Origin of the sequence: uncultured Gilliamella sp., from assembly GCA_945271295.1 — a bacterium.
Lineage (GTDB): Bacteria > Pseudomonadota > Gammaproteobacteria > Enterobacterales > Orbaceae > Gilliamella.
In genome coordinates, this window is record CALYPG010000004.1 from 117,375 (window position 1) to 134,483 (window position 17,109).

15 protein-coding genes are annotated in these 17,109 nt (G+C 30.5%); 7 read left to right on the forward strand and 8 right to left on the reverse strand.

Annotated features, from left to right (window positions below):
- The first annotated feature begins 34 nt into the window (after positions 1-34).
- From Q0K76_RS03940 to Q0K76_RS03950, 3 genes are read left to right on the forward strand one after another with little or no spacing between them, the layout of a single operon-like run.
- Positions 35-1,528, forward strand: a complete 1,494-nt coding sequence (locus Q0K76_RS03940; RefSeq protein WP_294611674.1) for a sugar ABC transporter ATP-binding protein — start codon at positions 35-37, stop codon at positions 1,526-1,528.
- Entirely contained in the window at positions 1,525-2,511 is a 987-nt protein-coding gene (locus tag Q0K76_RS03945) for an ABC transporter permease (protein WP_294611677.1), read from the forward strand. The genes Q0K76_RS03940 and Q0K76_RS03945 overlap by 4 nt, the downstream gene beginning before the upstream one ends.
- Positions 2,512-2,527: 16 nt before the next feature.
- Positions 2,528-3,469, forward strand: coding sequence for a sugar kinase (locus Q0K76_RS03950; protein WP_294611680.1), 942 nt, complete (start codon positions 2,528-2,530; stop codon positions 3,467-3,469).
- Positions 3,470-3,555: 86 nt separating this feature from the next.
- Here Q0K76_RS03950 and Q0K76_RS03955 read toward each other — a convergent pair whose 3' ends face one another.
- The 5 genes from Q0K76_RS03955 to Q0K76_RS03975 form a co-directional block, all read right to left on the reverse strand.
- Positions 3,556-4,530, reverse strand: coding sequence for a sugar kinase (locus tag Q0K76_RS03955; protein ID WP_294611683.1), 975 nt, complete (start codon positions 4,528-4,530; stop codon positions 3,556-3,558).
- 1 nt (position 4,531) lies between these two features.
- The gene (locus Q0K76_RS03960; protein WP_294611686.1) at positions 4,532-5,353 is read right to left on the reverse strand and encodes a DeoR/GlpR family DNA-binding transcription regulator; all 822 of its coding nucleotides are present in this window, start codon (positions 5,351-5,353) and stop codon (positions 4,532-4,534) included.
- 570 nt (positions 5,354-5,923) lie between these two features.
- A complete protein-coding gene (hisN, locus tag Q0K76_RS03965) occupies positions 5,924-6,715 on the reverse strand; it encodes a histidinol-phosphatase (RefSeq protein ID WP_294611689.1) in 792 nt (263 codons plus the stop codon).
- A 16-nt stretch (positions 6,716-6,731) separates the two neighbouring features.
- Positions 6,732-7,085 (reverse strand): hypothetical protein, encoded by a 354-nt coding sequence (locus Q0K76_RS03970; RefSeq protein ID WP_294611691.1) that lies wholly within the window; start codon positions 7,083-7,085, stop codon positions 6,732-6,734.
- A gap of 688 nt (positions 7,086-7,773) precedes the next feature.
- Positions 7,774-8,313 (reverse strand): hypothetical protein, encoded by a 540-nt coding sequence (locus Q0K76_RS03975; protein ID WP_294611694.1) that lies wholly within the window; start codon positions 8,311-8,313, stop codon positions 7,774-7,776.
- 539 nt (positions 8,314-8,852) lie between these two features.
- Here Q0K76_RS03975 and Q0K76_RS03980 point away from each other — a divergent pair.
- The gene (locus Q0K76_RS03980; RefSeq protein ID WP_294611697.1) at positions 8,853-9,632 is read left to right on the forward strand and encodes a hypothetical protein; all 780 of its coding nucleotides are present in this window, start codon (positions 8,853-8,855) and stop codon (positions 9,630-9,632) included.
- Complete coding sequence (locus Q0K76_RS03985; protein ID WP_294611700.1) at positions 9,602-9,799, forward strand: hypothetical protein; 198 nt, start codon at positions 9,602-9,604, stop codon at positions 9,797-9,799. Before Q0K76_RS03980 ends, Q0K76_RS03985 begins: the two co-directional genes overlap by 31 nt.
- Before the next feature lie 818 nt (positions 9,800-10,617).
- Here Q0K76_RS03985 and Q0K76_RS03990 read toward each other — a convergent pair.
- Both Q0K76_RS03990 and Q0K76_RS03995 read right to left on the reverse strand, forming a co-directional pair.
- Complete coding sequence (locus Q0K76_RS03990) at positions 10,618-11,346, reverse strand: serine/threonine protein kinase (RefSeq protein WP_294611702.1); 729 nt, start codon at positions 11,344-11,346, stop codon at positions 10,618-10,620.
- 664 nt (positions 11,347-12,010) lie between these two features.
- Positions 12,011-13,207 carry an MFS transporter gene (locus tag Q0K76_RS03995; RefSeq protein ID WP_294611705.1) on the reverse strand — a complete coding sequence of 399 codons (1,197 nt, stop codon included), beginning with the start codon at positions 13,205-13,207 and terminating at the stop codon, positions 12,011-12,013.
- Positions 13,208-14,052: 845 nt separating this feature from the next.
- Here Q0K76_RS03995 and Q0K76_RS04000 point away from each other — a divergent pair.
- Positions 14,053-14,958 carry a LysR family transcriptional regulator gene (locus tag Q0K76_RS04000; RefSeq protein WP_294611709.1) on the forward strand — a complete coding sequence of 302 codons (906 nt, stop codon included), beginning with the start codon at positions 14,053-14,055 and terminating at the stop codon, positions 14,956-14,958.
- 273 nt (positions 14,959-15,231) lie between these two features.
- Here Q0K76_RS04000 and Q0K76_RS04005 read toward each other — a convergent pair whose 3' ends face one another.
- Positions 15,232-16,002 carry a hypothetical protein gene (locus Q0K76_RS04005; protein WP_294611713.1) on the reverse strand — a complete coding sequence of 257 codons (771 nt, stop codon included), beginning with the start codon at positions 16,000-16,002 and terminating at the stop codon, positions 15,232-15,234.
- 477 nt (positions 16,003-16,479) lie between these two features.
- Between Q0K76_RS04005 and Q0K76_RS04010 the strand changes: the two genes are divergently transcribed.
- Positions 16,480-17,022: a hypothetical protein gene (locus tag Q0K76_RS04010; RefSeq protein WP_294611716.1), complete on the forward strand. Its 543-nt coding sequence runs from the start codon at positions 16,480-16,482 to the stop codon at positions 17,020-17,022.
- Positions 17,023-17,109 lie beyond the last annotated feature (87 nt).

Genomic DNA, 17,109 nt, shown 5'->3' on the forward strand with positions numbered 1-17,109 from the left:
GATAATAACTATCCCTCTTACAAGGAATCAACTAATGAATAATATTATATTATCTGTGGATTCTATTGCCAAAAATTTTGGTCCAATTCAAGCTTTGAAAAATGTGAGTTTAGACATCTATCAAGGAAGAGTTCATACCTTACTAGGTGAGAATGGTGCTGGAAAATCCACATTAATGAAAATTTTGGCTGGAATCTATTCGCCCAGTAGTGGAACAATTACCTTTAAAGGTCACAAAGTAAATATCAAAAACCCAACAGAATCAAGGAAAATAGGAATTGCTATTGTTTTTCAAGAATTAAGTCTAAGTAATAATTTGACTATTGCTCAAAATATTTACGCAAATAATGAACCAAATAAATATGGCATTATCTCTGATGATGAGATGATTAAAAATTGCACGGCCTTATTGAATGAGTATGGCATCAAAATGAACCCATCTCAAATTGTTGGCACAATGTCTATGGCGAAGAGGCAATTAGTCGAAATTGCGAAAGCACTAAGTTATCAGGCACAAGTGTTAATCATGGATGAACCAACCTCATCGTTAAGTGATAACGAAGCTGAATTACTATTCAATATTGTGGAAAAATTGAAAAAAAAAGGGGTTGCCATTATCTATATTTCACATCGTATGGATGAAATCATGCGTATATCTGATGATATTTCGATTATGCGCGATGGCGAATATATCGCAACTCATAAAAAAACAGAAACGACAATAGAACAGCTCATAGCTGAAATGGTTGGTCGTGAAGTACAAAATATTTACCCACCAAAACTAAAACAAGAAATATCAGAAAATATTCCTTTATTAGAGGTTAAAAACTTAAATCATATTAAAGAATTTAAAGATATTAGTTTTAGCGTTCACTCTGGTGAAGTAGCAGGATTTTTTGGTTTAGTCGGTTCTGGCCGTTCAGAAGTAATGAAAGCGCTGTTTGGTATCACTGAGTGCGACGGCGATATTTTGATCAAAGGTAAAAAAGTCAATATTAAATCCCCAACTCAAGCAATTGAACACGGTCTTGCATTTGTTACAGAAAACCGCAAGGATGAAGGACTTGTGCTAATGCACGATGTTGATTCAAATATTAATCATGTTGCTTTTCAACACCAGTCATCTTTTATTATTAATAGTAAAAAAGAACTATTGAATTCTATTCATTACATAAAAAAAATGGCTATTAAAACTAGTAATCCATTCCAAATAACGAGCAGTTTAAGTGGTGGTAATCAACAAAAAATCGTTATTGCAAAATGGTTGGTTCAGCAACCTAAAATACTAATTTTAGATGAACCCACGCGAGGAATAGATATTGGAGCAAAATTAGAAATATATAAGTTAATACGAGAACTATCTGCACGAGGAACAGCAATCATCATGATTTCATCAGAACTACCCGAAGTTATGGCTATGAGTGATCGGTTGTTTGTTATGCGTAACAAAAGAATTATAAAAGAATTTAATACAGAAGGATTAACTCAACCAGAAGTAATGAATATAGCAACAGGAGCATCAACATGAATACTAGTAAAAATACATTGACGATTAGTCATACTAATTTTAAAGATAAGTTTTTTAGAATATTTCGTCAATATGGTGGAATTGTTATCGGACTTATTGCTTTAGTCATTCTTTTTTCATTTATGAATAGTAACTTTTTAACTAGCACAAATGTTATGAATATCTTCTTGCAAGTATCAATTATTGCGATTACCGCATTTGGAATGACATATGTCTTACTTCTTGGCGATATAGATTTATCCGTGGGTTCTATAATTGCTTTAACCGGAACGTTAGCTGCCTTAGCTTTAGTTTGGGGAGTACCATTTTATATTGCAATACTTCTCGCTTTGATGCTTTCAATTATTGTTGGTTTTATAAATGGTAGTTTAACTGCTCTTGCTGGAATACCTGCATTTATTGTTACGGTCGCTACAATGGGAATTTTCCGTGGTATTGCTTATATCATTACAAAAGGAAAACCTGAAATAATTATGGATGATACATTTCTTGAATTAGGTAATGGTGATATTTTTTCAATACCTAATCCAATTTGGATTTTATTAATATTGCTAATTGTAAACCATTTTATTTTATCCAAAACAACATTTGGACGAAAAATATATATTACAGGTGGAAATAAAGAAGCCGCTATATATTCTGGAATAAACGTTAAAAAATTAAAAATACAAGTATTTATGATAACCGCATTATTGGCTGGAATTAGTGGATTACTGTTAGCATCAAGACTTTACTCAGGCCAACCAAGTACGGCTCAAGGTTACGAATTAGACGCAATTGCCTCTGCCGTTTTAGGCGGAACAAGCTTAAATGGCGGTTATGGTACCATAATTGGAACAATGATAGGCGCCCTAATTATTGGCGTTATTAATAATGGCATGAATTTAATGAATATCCCTTATTTTTACCAACTCGTTGTTAAAGGGTTAGTAATTTTATTAGCTGTATATATTGATGTGCGTAATAAAAAAAATCGAGTCTAAATAAGGATGAATAAATATGAAAAAAATTTTTACATTAGGTGAAATTGTTGTTGAGATTATGGCAAACCAAAAAGGTCAACTATTTACCCAAGATGGTATTTGGAAAGGACCATTTGCAAGTGGTGCACCAGCAATATTTATTGATCAAGTAGCCAAATTAGGAGAACAAGCAGCAATGATCAGTTGTGTTGGTAATGATGGTTTCGGTGAGCTAAATATTAAAAAACTACAAAGTGATGGCGTAGATATATCCAATATCAGCATTATTAACGATCAAACAACAGGAAGTGCTTTTGTAACTTATCATGAAGATGGTAGCCGAGATTTCATTTTCAATATAAAAAATTCTGCTTGTGCTTGTATTAATGAAGAAATGGTCAGTCAAAATATTTTGCAAGATTGTGATCATCTCCACATTATGGGTTCTTCGCTATTTTCCAAAACAATTTTCAATACAGCCAAAAAAGCTATAGATATTGTCAAACAAAATAATGGAACCATTTCATTCGATCCTAATATTCGTAAAGAGATACTACATTCACCAGGTGTGAAAGATGCTCTTTTATTTATACTAAAACAAACAGATATTTTCTTACCAAGTGAGAGTGAAGTTACACTGTTAACAAATACAGATAATGAAAAACAAGCAATTGATTATTATCTAAATAATGGTATATCCTCCATTGTTGTGAAAAAAGGTAATAAAGGTGCTAGTTATTACTCAAGAAAAGAATTTTTTGACATTTCACCTCATTTAGTAAAAGAAATAGATCCTACAGGAGCAGGAGATTGTTTTGGGGGGGCTTATATTGCTTTAATTCATCGTGGGTTAACGCCTAGAACAGCATTGACGTATGCTAATGCATGCGGTGCGATTGCTGTTACACAACAAGGGCCGATGCAAGGTACATCAACATTAGAACAAATTGAAAAGTTTATGCAGCAAGAGAAAAATTAATTTATTTCAATAATATAAAAGCACCTTATTTAGGTGCTCTTTCTATATATGCATTCCAAAACAATTACAATGAAACTGTTAAAACATTAACTAATTTTACTGTGTTTTTTAATTAGGCGTTCAATTTCTTGCAATGTTGAAGTTCCTTCCATAGGGCCCAATTTAGAAACGGCAATGCTTCCACTTGCATTAGCATAAAGCAATGCTTTGTCAACACGATACCCTGCTAACATCAAGCTAACGAAGGTTGCTCCAAAACAATCTCCTGCTCCAGTAGGATCGACTACTTCACTTTTGAATCCATCTACATGGCAACTTTTGAGTTGCTTTTTGTCATCAAAACCATAATAAGTTGCTCCTTTTTCACCTGATTTAACAACAACATGCTTGACCCCTCTTCGTAAAATTGATAAAGCCATATTCGAGGCGGTACATTCATCATTATCTTCAATAAAATAGCCAACCTCACTTTCACTAGGTAAAAAGAAATCAGACAATTCAATAATATAATCAAAAGATTGTATCATTTCTGGAATATTTAACATTTCTTTGCGGATATTAGGATCAAATGAAATGGTACCATTATTACTTTTTATAATATCAATGGCTTTTCTCATAGCATCTATAACTCTAAAAGAATAAAGAGAAGATCCCATCACATGTAAATGAGTACAATCTTTTAATAATTTTTCATTAATATGATCAAATGACAGTAACCCACATGCACTATTTGGAATATTAAAAATAAAATCTCGCAAATATTGAGATTGATAAGAGACAAAAGCACTACCGGTATTCATTTTGGTATGAATAGAGATCCCATCAACATTAACGCCATCTTGTTTTAAACGTTTTATGCACATACTTCCGAAAGGATCTTTTCCTACACAACTAAAAAATACACCTGAAAATCCTAATTTAGCAATTTGATCAGCAAATATTGCAGGAGCACCACTAGGAAATGGACCAATAAATTCGCCTGGTTTGTCAAACCGTTGATGAGGCTGTTTTGCTAAAAATTCAACTAACAACTCACCAATAATACAAATTTTGACACTCACTTTAAATACTCCCTGTATTTTGATATACAACACTATATTTATTAATGCTACATTGTTCAAATATATTATTAACAATCTGTTGATGATATTCAGCTATGGTCGAGTTAGAAAGAATTAAGACATCAAACTGTTGTAATGAACCAAATCCAAAAGTATCATTTTCTACAACTCGGTAAGGTAACAAAGCCAAACTACAACGAGCACTCTTTAACAATAATTGATAACCTTCAGTCAATTGCATATTTGAAATAGCAACTTCATCGTCTGAGTGAATAGCCTCTATTTCAAATACAACAATAGACAATTCATATTTTGATAAAAGAGTTTGAATATTATTTTCATCAAAAATAACACAATTTGCATTGAGAATCCCACCAATTACGACTATTTCACCTTGAACATATTCTTTAGCTAACATTGCATGACTTAAATCATTCACTATCAAAGTGATATTTTTCTTATCATACAAATAAGGAATTAATTTTTTAGTAATACTGCCATTTAATAAACAGACTGTATCTCCATCATTGATAAACGACAAACATCGCATAATCAAACTAATATCCGAAGAACAATTGTTAATTTCAATTTTTGATTCATGATGAGATTTACTAATATTCTTTTTTGCTTGCAAATAAATGGCACCCCCAAATGATCGTTTAAGATAACCTTGTTGTTCTAGATAATTTAAATCTTGTCTTATAGTTACACCCGAAACATTCAGTAATTCTGATAATTCATCAACTTTAACTTCACCTTGCTTCCTAACTATCTCAGCAATATCTAATCTTCTTTTTAATAATGAAGTATTTACTTTGGCCAATTTCATTTACCTTTTCATAAAATGATTTACTAATGATCTCTTCATAAACTACATGTTAAAAGACCTTTTAAAAAATAAAACTCATTTTTGTGATCGTCATCACGCAATATCAATATTAATATTAATTTTCATTTTTTAATATATTTTACTATTTAATTATTTCATGTTGAAATTTGAAATAAGTTCACCATCATTTTTTTCTAATCAAAAAGTCATTACGTTTATTAATTCAAACAACAATATCAATAGGTTAGAAATGTATAACAGCAACTTTACGCAATGCCGATTTTTAACATCCATAATTAGAACACTTTGTTTATAATGATGTTGCATCCTAATTACCACAGGTTAAAAGCTTGCATAATTTTGTCATTAATCTGCTTGGAACTTTAAAGTAATAAGATAGTCATTTTGATCTGCCATACTAACTGGCATTGAAAGAAATGAAACTTCTACCTACATAGAAGTAAAACAAAGGATAATACTAAATCAAACATATGCAATGTATTGTTCACATATCAGTGATCATCATATAATTAGATAGTTTCTTAGCCAATAACAGCAAAATCGCTAATGATTAAGTACATTTAATGCTTGTTCATGTAAAACTGCATTAGCAGAAGCAAGCACAGATCCACCTGACTCAGCACGTTGACCAGTTAAAGTGGTAACCACACCTCCAGCTTGTTCAATAATTGGAATCAAAGCAACAATATCATAAGGTTGTAATGAAAACTCAAAACAAAGATCGATCTGCCCTGCGGCTAACATTGCCATAGCATAACATTCACCACCAAAGCGAGTCATTAAGGTCTGTTCTGATAATGCTTTGAAATTAACTTGTGGGTAAGCTGATGCTAATTCAGCAGAGGTGGTATGTAATATTGCTTGTGACAATGTCACATTTTGGCGAGTTTTCAACTGCATTTCACCCAGAGGCCCTTTAGTCCATGCCTGTTTGCCATCAGCCCAAAATATTTCATTAGTAAAAGGTTGACTCATTATTCCCATTACTGCCCGATGGTTTTGTAATAAACCAATTAAGGTTCCCCAAACGGGTATACCACATAGGAATGGACGGGTACCATCAACTGGATCCAGTACCCACTGGATAGGGCCGCTACCGGTAGTACCAAATTCTTCACCCATAATGGCATGTTCAGGGTAAGTTTCATTAATGAGTGCTCGAATCGCCCTTTCTGCTTCACGATCGGCATCAGTTACTGGATCAAAGCGAAAGCCCTCTTTTGGTTTAGTGTCTATATGTAAATTGCCTGAAGACCGAAAACGAGGCAAGGTTTGCTTACTGGCCACCTCCACTAATTTATGGAAAAAAGCTATATCAGGAAGAGTTTGGTTCATAGTATCCCTCGTTTAATTACTTGTTATGGAAAAATTCATTTTTACAACTAGCACAGGCTATATGACAATTGTAATGCATTAAGTTTTTTTCAACAAAAGTTATCAGTGGTGATTGGTCTGTAGGGCAACATAATCTGTTTTTAACTATAGCAAGGGGGTGTTTATTTGGTGCATATTCAGCGTTGGTGAAACTGATATATAAATTACCTTTAGAACCACATGAACATTCAAAATCAAGATGACATTTATCGTAAGTTATATAACATAAATAAGCAATTGTCTTTTTGCAACCTGTACAATAAACCCAACTTGCATATTCTTTTAATAGAGATACACCATTGAGTTGCTTTTTTATTGGCGATCTTGCCATAAATCCACCTTAATTTTCAGTTGTAAAGTAATGTTATTAATAAATCTGATTAAGTATTATACAAAAAATGGCCATAATGCCTTGTTTTAAATTAGTGGAATGAATCCATCAAAATGAGGACTTAATACTATTGCCACTGGTTTGCCACTCATGTCCTTTACTGCAGCGAAAAGTATATTTATCACAACTACGAGTATAAGACGTCGACAAGCAAGTTCCGCCTTGTTGTTTGGCGATAGTCTTATGTCTAATACCCCAAATGTATATAGGTAAGTTAGATTTTAATTATTAGTAATTACAAAGTTAAAAGAACTTACATTTACTTTTATAATATTATTTCAATCATCTTTTATACATATATACCGATAAGCTTATTTATACTAACAAATTAAACGACTTTCTAGATCTTATCAAGATTTTTTTAAAGTAACCAAGATATTAGTATACAGTTTATATTAATGATCAAGGCTAAAATAGAAATTATTGCAAACTATTAAATCGGAATTGAATATTAGTAGGTCATTAACTGAATAACCGTAGATCTTAGTTAAGTGTATCTATTTATCGTGAAAACTAAACACTGTTTATTTGATTATTTCTTTACCATATGGTGTCTTGTACTCTATTGAATCTTATTGCTATTGTTAAAAATATTTCACCAAAAAAAGTAGCTCAAACAATTTACTGATTATTGAAAATGTATATTTGTTATTGTTAAGTAATTAAATTGCTCATTATTAGAGTACACTTTCACTAATAAAGCCTTGATTAAAATCGTACGCCCTTTAACATTAAATTGACAATATTTATCAATTAGCTTTTCACTTGATAAATTAAGATAAAAGTGATTTTCATCTTGAACAAGATTTAAGGCCGTTGGTTCAATTTGTTTTTCAATATATTGTGAATAAAGTAAATATTTTTCAAATGAATTAAAATATTTATAATTATCAATATTATCAAACAAAAAATATCCTTTCCCACAGCCACTATCATCAATCCTTGCATGAAATACAATAGATTCAGTTTGTATATTATCTATTTGTGATGGCATATCCTTGTTTGAGGATAAAAATATTTTTTTTCCATTGGATTGCTTAAGTAAATATTGATAATTTTTAGTCGGTCGGTTATTTAATACAGAAATTGAATTAATATCACTTTGGTCACATAAAGCAAATGGTGCATGAAGAACATAAATAATAATTCCGACTATCAATGAAACCATTTTTATTATCTCTCCTTAATTTTCCTATGTATGTAATGCAGTAATTTTGATTTTTATAACTTAAGAAGTATAAAATTCATTTATCCGCTATACCTTTAATTTTTACGCATTACATATACGATACAACCCATTGCTATTAAAACAACAAAATGATCTATTGTTTTACCAGCGTTATATATTGATTAACCATCAATAAATGACAAAATATTACTTATAAGCACAACTAAAAAATTCTGGATAGAAAAAAGCACAAAACAATCGTATACCTAAATTACATATATTCATATCCTATCTTACCAATAAATCTCAATCAATAACTATTGAAATATCTAATTAATTGTTCATTATTAACAATGAAAATAAAAAAGGTACTGTCTGAAATATATCGTATTTTTTCCGTTCTTTGATTAAAATATAAATATCGCTTTTATGAATACAAAAATAACATAATTAATTTTAGAAAAAGAATTTTATTCAAACTACTGATTATAATTGCAGATGGGAAAAATATAGTCTGAGAAAGCATTTGAACGATCTTAATGCCTATGACAACATATTATGGACAACAAGCCTACAACAGCCAAACAGCACAATTGCTAGATGCGCATTACCAAAAACCTGATTCTCGTATGATTCGGCTTGCTATGGGGAACGCCTGTCAGCGCGTGCCTTATCAACTTTTTAGTCAATTTACCCCGAGGCATATGCGGATCTATGCCCAAAAAGACCCCCGACCTGATTGGCTTAAAGATGAGCGTTATGGCACAGTAAACGAGCGTTGTATTAGACCAATTAACTTCTCAAAGTTTGGCGCAATATTGGTGCAATGTATTCGAATGGGGCGTGGATTAACTATTTTTATGTTTATTATAGCAATAGTTGATAAAATTTTATCAGCCATATTTAGAGGTTCTCTCATTGAACAATTTAATGATATGCTTATTGATTATTTGACAGTTGGTATCCCTTTATTTATATGGCTGGGTAGCATGTTAATCTACACACTATTTCCCGTCAAACATGGATTGGGTAGCCCGTGGGAAATTAATCGCCAAACCGGACTGGTAAGCCAGTTTATCTATGACAAACGCAATAAAAAGGCGCCACCGCAGATACGCAGTGCCCCTTTTGTGGAAATGGATGCCTTTGTATTGCCTGTTATCGGTCGTTTTGGTTTCACTTATTTATTTTATTTGCATCACCGTTATTCCGATTTATCTATACGGATAGGGGATTTTTTAGGTGCAGTAACCGTTATGAAGAGTTATGGGATTTTGTCCAAAATTATATGGATATTAGTCAACCGCTTCCTGACATAACTCTATTGGAAGAATTTCGTAGTAAAGACCCGACCACCTTAATCCATGACCAACAAACCGGGCGTAATCCGCATTATTGGTTAGCAATGGATGATAAACAATGGCAATATCAACTTAAACATAATCCATTAGTTCCTTACTACCCAGAAATAACCGACGAACCATGACAACACATTACAAATTGCAAGTTTATAAAAGCGATATGGATGTCTATATCGTTAAAAGATTATTATCCCTACTTTTTATTAATTGATGTATTATCGCAATACGGTTGTTATAACCGCCTTGGTTAACTAAGTGAGATTGATAACTGCGATATAATCTCCCTGTTCCTTAACAAAGATACCTAACTGTTTATTAACTGATGCCGAGTTACTTTTTATCTTTACAACTGTATTTAGACTAATAGTTTTCAATTAAATTAAATAAAACTGATCTTATAAGGTGGGTGGTGGCCGAATTCAAATACTAAAACGTATGCCTTTCCTGAAACTTCTTGGCAAAAGTTTAAAACATTTTAGAGATGCAAAAATATAAAATGATGCTATAAATATAAAAATATTACTAATATCTATTATCAATCAAAATCTAACTCTCACTTGGTATTTACGATAGTAAATAACTCATTCTGGTGCTTAAAATAAAATAGAATGGTCGATCTTACAACACGATTTGTGCAGTTTAAAATTTGTCATAGGTAAGACTGCAAAACAACAATTAAGATATGGGTAAAATAATACATTCGAGTTTTTGAGTATTGTTAATTCACATGCTATTAAGAAGTTTAAGATGTTTTTGGTGAGCGATTTTATTAAACTATCATTAGAAAATGGATCATGCTGACTCCAAAGCAGGAAGTGTGCAATGATCCGATTTATCGTAGAATGTGGTGACAGACAACATAACCATCACCTTTAACGATTAAATACACAAATAATTGAGAAAGTTCCTAAACCAACTATCTTTATATTTGTGTCAATCAAAATTATTTATCATTGAACCTATGAACAGATCCATCTCCCCAAGTTCCAATGTAATATTGATTATTATTATATGCTAGTGCCACAGCTCCTGATAACGATGTAACTAATGTACTTACTTCTTTGGTTTTTACATCAATTTTACGTACCATATCAGCTCCATTATCAATTACAGCAACAACACTAGGTGAAATAGCCACAATGCCGACGCCTGGTCGATTGAAACTTTTACCTAATTCTGTTTTATCGCCATTAGGTTGAATTAATGTAAGACGACCACTATATTGTGAAACAACTAAGCTATTATCAGCAAGTTGAGTGACACCAACTGGTGTAGATAATCCATTTGCAATAATTTCCTTCCGACCATTCTTTAAATCAAGCGAAACAATTTCTCCGGTTGAACGGTTTGTAATTAATAAATTTCCAGAATTAGAAAATGCTATGCCGGTAGGTGTATGATAACCCTCAGAAATTTTCTGAGATTTTCCATTAGCAGCTATTTTAAGAATATAGTCATCGCCATACGAAGATACATAGATGTTATCTTCAGCATCAATTACAATACCCGCTGGTGATGATATATTTGAATGAATTATCTCACGGTCACCATTGGAATTAATTTTTACCACTGAATTTCCAGACCAATTGGTAACATACATTGCTCCTTTACTATCAAATGCGATTCCAGTTGGTGCACTAAATGATCTAGCAACAGTTACTAACTCTGCCATACTTATACCTCCATATAAAGTGAGAAATATAAATGTGATGATATATAGAAATTTTTTTTTCATATTAAGTATTCCCCTTAATGTATAATTAAAATTTAACGGATGTATCACCATCCAAAATGATTGAAACGCCATCAATGTCATTAACGTTTTTGCATAAAAGAAATAAAATTGTATAATCAATTTCATCATTCTAAATTAATTTGCTTAACGCCTTAATTTTTATTAAATTATCACTTAACAATCTTGAAGTTACATTAAATAATTTAACAATATTATTTGCTATGTTTCCCCAAAACAAAGAATCTATAATGCAAGAATTTACAGCATAGAAGCTAATTCCTTGATTACCGAAATATTTAAAATCGCTTTTGTAACCCTTGAAAAAAACATTTACCGTCCTATTGATGATAAAATTTGAAATTAGAACATAACAAAAAGTACGCTTTACAATAATCACTACCCTCCCCCTTTTTCCTCTTGTATACCTCCTCCATTGGCTTTGTGGTATTTTAGTTATATTAATTACAGCTACATAGCAAATAACTTGTATGAATCTTCTCCAGCTAAAATAATTTATAGTTTTTTTAAAATAACTTTAGTAGTATCTATCTGATCAACTTAACCGATTTGCGACTTTATTAGTCAGTATTTTATTTTGTTTCTATTTTTTTATTAATTTCATACCTAACATTGCTAAAGCTACATTAACTAATGTCAATATAATGCAGGCCAAATTTAATCGACTCCAACTCAAGTTTTCATAAACGATTCCCAATATATAAGTGCCCACGCTGCCACCAGCTAAACAAGAAAGTAAATATAAAGAAGATATGGCCCCTCTCGAATTATGCGGTACAATTTGATTAAGCATGGAAATGACAATAGGTTGAATGCCAAAAACAAAAAGAAATAAGCTAAAAATCCCTAGTGCTATGCAAAATAAGTTTGAACTATATCCAATTGCTCCAATTGATGCACTTACACATAATAGACAAATGATTAATAACTTCTTTTCACTTATTGATTGAGATAATTTACCTGTAATAGTTGCACCAATAACTGCACTCATACCTGCAAAATTCAACCAACCTAATACAGTTGATGAAAGGTAAAATGGTGCGCCTTTTAAGTAGAATGTTAAAAATGAGGATAATCCTAAGTAAACAAAGAACAATAAAAAACCAACCATCAGAAAGATGATAACTTTTTTATTAAGTAGTAATTTTGCAGCATCACAATAAGTGCGAACAATACTAACATTAGAAGAATTATGGGTGGCCTGCTTCATTCCAAAAGGAATAAACAAGCAAGCAAAGATAATGAAACATGCATAAATAATAAAAGCGACTTGCCAAGACCAAAAATCTGTCATCATAGCGACAATACTGCGACTAAAAATAATCCCAATAATTGAGGCTGAAATCATAACCCCCATTGCCTGAGGTAGTTTTTCTCGAACTGTATTTTTAGCAGTATAGGCAAATAATGCTGCGGGAACCGATGCCGCAAAAAATCCAGTCAATGACATAATAAATAAATATATTTTGAATGAATCAACAACACCGGATATACCAAGGCAAATAATTGTTCCAATACAACCAAAAAGAACTAATAGCTTTGTTGATACTCTATCTGATAATGGACCATAAATAAAAAATGAAATAGCATAGAAAAAACAAGATAAACTGAAAACAAATCTTGCATCGAGAATATCTATATTAAAGCTTTTCGATATTTCTTGGAAAACGAGTTGGCTTATATAAACTGAACCAACTAAAAGTACAATTAAGACGGCAGACAAAAAAATAGCAGTTTTTGCTTGTTCCTGTTTTGTAACGGATATAATACTTGATTCCATAATTGGGATTCCTTTTTTAATTGCAAATAATATTTATTGCCATATCTTCAGCGCTAACAAAACATAACAAAATATTATCGGTATTAAGATCACAAAAAAATAATGAATAATAAGAGAAACTAAGATTCAACAACCAGAGGTAACATTTAAATGACTTAATACAATTATCCAACTATTAACATTAATTTTATCAATTGATGAATCTAGCATTATCTTCACCATTAAGTCGTGTTATGCGATTAGTTATCTAACTATTAAAAGCCTAAACAAAAAAACAAAAAAATAGAAATACTTATTTTGCGATATGAAATTTATATCAAAGTTCAGATTTTGGAAAAAGAACAAAAATTCAATTAAAATAATATATAATTAATAATTACCGTTATTTAAATATAATCCCAAAATAATAATCTGGATCCGATAAGCAACTATAGTGTTATAATAAAGAGAAAAATCATTATTATTTGATGAGATACATTCATAATAATCACATAAAATGATAAGTTATAAAATCACACAGAAAGTTGTAGTAATTTTTTATTAATTACTACGACCACTTTTAGTAAATTAATAATTCATAGATTATTAAATAAACGATGCGTATTGTCATTTAGAGTAAATCTAAAATACAGTAAATAAAAAAACAGCTTTCAATTTAAGAAACAAAACTATCTCTCAATCACTTGCTAATTTGAATGTCGTACTCAAGTGTTGATAAGTTTAAAAACTTGAATGGAAATCCATATAGTTATTTTTTGAAAGTAAAATTTATATAACTTGCTAAAAGAGTTTAAGAAGCACATTGAATATTATGTTAGTACCGATACTTAAGGATTCTGAACATCATGGATATTTATAGCAAAAGGTTACCTACAGTTAAACAATTACAGTATTTTGTAGCAATTTGTGAAGAACAAAGTTTTAGGGGAGCGGCTGAAAAATTAGGCGTAAGTCAACCACCACTATCAATTCAAATTAAAGACTTAGAAAAAAAACTAGAAGAGACTTTATTTTTAAGAAATTCACATAACGTTGTTCTGACTAAAAAAGGAGAAGAACTTAAATCAAAAGCCACATTTCTATTAAATGAACTTTGTTCGATTGCTAAATCAATTAAATTAAGTAATGTTGAGAAGGTTATAATAGGAACAACCAAAACTCTCTGCTTTGATTTCATTCCATATTTTAAAATATTTTTTTCTGATTTTATTGATGAGACAGAGATTTATAAACACAACTATACATCTAAAGAACTGCTACTTGAATTACAAAAAGAAAACATCGATTTTGCATTAGTTTCTGATTATCAAACGAGAGGAACAAATGAAAACTCCCTTTTAGTTTACAAAGAACCTATGATTTTAGTTTTGCCGACTAACCATCCATGTAGCAAACTAGAAAGAGTTAATCTTAATGATGTTATTGATTTACCTCTCTTCTGGTTTAAACAATATTTGAATCCTGTTTTTTATGAACAATGTGAACGTGTATTTAAGACACTAAATTTTCCTCTAGTCCGGCGAGCGGAATTAACTGATAACTTAGCAATGTTACTTGAAGTATCTTTAGGTAAAGGAATGATGCTTTTACCTCAGTCAATGACACAAGCAAAAGTAGATGGTGTGGTATATAAAAAGTTAGTTGAATGTCAAGATGCCAAATTAAAAATTGATATATATCTTATTTGGCGACAAAATTTAAAGAAAAATTCGATAAACGAAACAATAATTAATTATTTCAAAAATCAATGATTAAAATGTTATTCTAAAAATTAAGTAAAGTTTGTTATTACGTTTTTCACATTTTTAAATATTGTTTTTTGGGTTAAAGAATATACCCATTTTATATCAAATCTTTTGTATAAATTTAACCGTGTTAAAAAAAACGAAATCTTACCTATTATACATATCCCCAAGTATGGGATACTTTGACTAGGGAATCCCCTTTCATCTGAGCAATATTAATTATTTATTACACCAAGTCCTTTTTGATAATAAGCAATAATTTTTTGTAAAACCCATTATTTATTCTGTAAAGGTGAATTTAATATGATCATAAACCCATTGTGCTATTTGTATTACGTCTTGTTCAGGAATATGCTGACTTTCCATTCTAAAATAGCTATTGTAATACACCCACCACAACTCACCATGTGATTCAAAATGCTTATCTTTTGCCGAAAGCGTTCCTAAGGTTTCCGGTCCTTTAATAAAGGGAAAATGCGATATGCTATAATTACGCAAGTTATTAATAAAAGTATACTGAGCATAACGATTATTTTTATCTTTCACAAAAAAAGTGAGATGAATTTCAGCAAAAGCCGAACTATCTTTAGTCATTTTTTCACTAATTTTCAATATTTCAATTTCTATCTGCCTGGCAAACAGGGTATCGTCGGTTTCATCGATTAATTCATTATCAATAATTTTGTTAATTTTATAAGTAGTATTCTCTTGTGTTTTAGTCGAAATTTGCTCATCTAAATTGATATTTAGATCTATTTGTTTGATGTTTTTTGGTGTTTGCTGAATAAACGCCGATAATCCGAGAATTTTATCCGCTTCCTCTATCCTATCATCTATATCAATATAGGCCTGTATAGTTGACAAAGCGACAGTATTGCCAACAAATTGCATAAATTCTTCTGTCGGAAATTTAATCGTATTTATTTTTGTAAAAGAGTGCGTTTTAGTTTCCTTTTCTTGAGTGGATAGCGCATTAGCATTTGTACATAATAAAGCAACGATAACCGTAACTATAAATTGTAATAAAGCTATTTTTTTACCATATAACATCGTTACTCCACTATAGTTTCTCTCATTACATTTCAACTCACTCTCACTTGAAACTATTGCATTTTTTACTTTAAAAATAATGAATTAATAACTAAATCTAAATTATTAAAATAACATAAAATCATTGCTATCATTTGTATTTGCATATCTTAATATCAAAATTAGTAGCTATAAATAATGTAAAAAAATTAAAATTATTTACATAAGCATTATCGCTGTAAAATCAGCGTTAATATATGATAATTTATATACATATATTTTTTCAAATACCATTTTGAATTGAATCAAACAATTTAATTTTCCGTTAAATATTGCAGCATAGCTAATAGTTGAAAAGATATTTTAAGTGATACAAGTAATTTTTATCGACTTGTTTTGCATGGTTTTATTGTCAAGTTACAAATAAATATGAATAAAATAATTGGATTGATATTCTGTGGATTAATTAGCGTAAGCATTAATGCACAGGAGAATAAAATGAATATGGAATATAATCTTAATTTTCGTTTATCTGAATTAGAAGAAAGAACACATTTTTTAATTCCATTACAACAAGAGGAAATTGTTAACTATGTATCTTCTTCAATTTTTCCTGTTTCCTCATCGGTTATCCTCATTGATAATCAACAAATTCACACTGAAATTACAAATCAACAACTAGATAATAAAAGTTATATAACATTAAAATTTACCTATAATGATAATGAAAAAAAACAGTTAAATGTATTAATAACCGTCCACCATTATCAGCAACAAAATTCTTTAAAAAACAGTTATGACAATGCTCGTACAGAGTTTTTCACCAGTATAGATAATTATTCAATTTCGCCATTACCTTTCGCTTTTTTTGATATTAAAACAACTGGGGTTCGTTTTATCGGAAGTCATGTAAATATTTATTGGGTTTATAAAAATTCCTTTGTTTCTGTAAATGGTAATAACACTCTGACAGAAAAGCAAATTAGGGACATTTGTAATTGGATTCAAGCACAACTTGAAGATAATTTAATAATTCAATAATTTTATTATATTCTTGTTTAGATATTATCATCCCTTATCAGTTATTTATAATAATGTAACTATTTATGCTAAGTTATTAACTACAAA

Excerpts from the sequence above, each read along its gene's own strand:
- Q0K76_RS03940 (WP_294611674.1), top strand. The coding sequence starts at position 35 with ATGAATAATATTATATTATCTGTGGATTCTATTGCCAAAAATTTTGGT.
- Q0K76_RS03945 (WP_294611677.1), top strand. The coding sequence starts at position 1,525 with ATGAATACTAGTAAAAATACATTGACGATTAGTCATACTAATTTTAAA.
- Q0K76_RS03950 (WP_294611680.1), top strand. The coding sequence starts at position 2,528 with ATGAAAAAAATTTTTACATTAGGTGAAATTGTTGTTGAGATTATGGCA.
- hisN (WP_294611689.1), bottom strand. The coding sequence starts at position 6,715 with ATGAACCAAACTCTTCCTGATATAGCTTTTTTCCATAAATTAGTGGAG.
- Q0K76_RS03970 (WP_294611691.1), bottom strand. The coding sequence starts at position 7,085 with ATGGCAAGATCGCCAATAAAAAAGCAACTCAATGGTGTATCTCTATTA.
- Q0K76_RS03975 (WP_294611694.1), bottom strand. The coding sequence starts at position 8,313 with ATGGTTTCATTGATAGTCGGAATTATTATTTATGTTCTTCATGCACCA.
- Q0K76_RS03980 (WP_294611697.1), top strand. The coding sequence starts at position 8,853 with ATGCCTATGACAACATATTATGGACAACAAGCCTACAACAGCCAAACA.
- Q0K76_RS03985 (WP_294611700.1), top strand. The coding sequence starts at position 9,602 with ATGGATATTAGTCAACCGCTTCCTGACATAACTCTATTGGAAGAATTT.
- Q0K76_RS03990 (WP_294611702.1), bottom strand. The coding sequence starts at position 11,346 with ATGGCAGAGTTAGTAACTGTTGCTAGATCATTTAGTGCACCAACTGGA.
- Q0K76_RS03995 (WP_294611705.1), bottom strand. The coding sequence starts at position 13,207 with ATGGAATCAAGTATTATATCCGTTACAAAACAGGAACAAGCAAAAACT.
- Q0K76_RS04000 (WP_294611709.1), top strand. The coding sequence starts at position 14,053 with ATGGATATTTATAGCAAAAGGTTACCTACAGTTAAACAATTACAGTAT.
- Q0K76_RS04005 (WP_294611713.1), bottom strand. The coding sequence starts at position 16,002 with ATGTTATATGGTAAAAAAATAGCTTTATTACAATTTATAGTTACGGTT.
- Q0K76_RS04010 (WP_294611716.1), top strand. The coding sequence starts at position 16,480 with ATGAATATGGAATATAATCTTAATTTTCGTTTATCTGAATTAGAAGAA.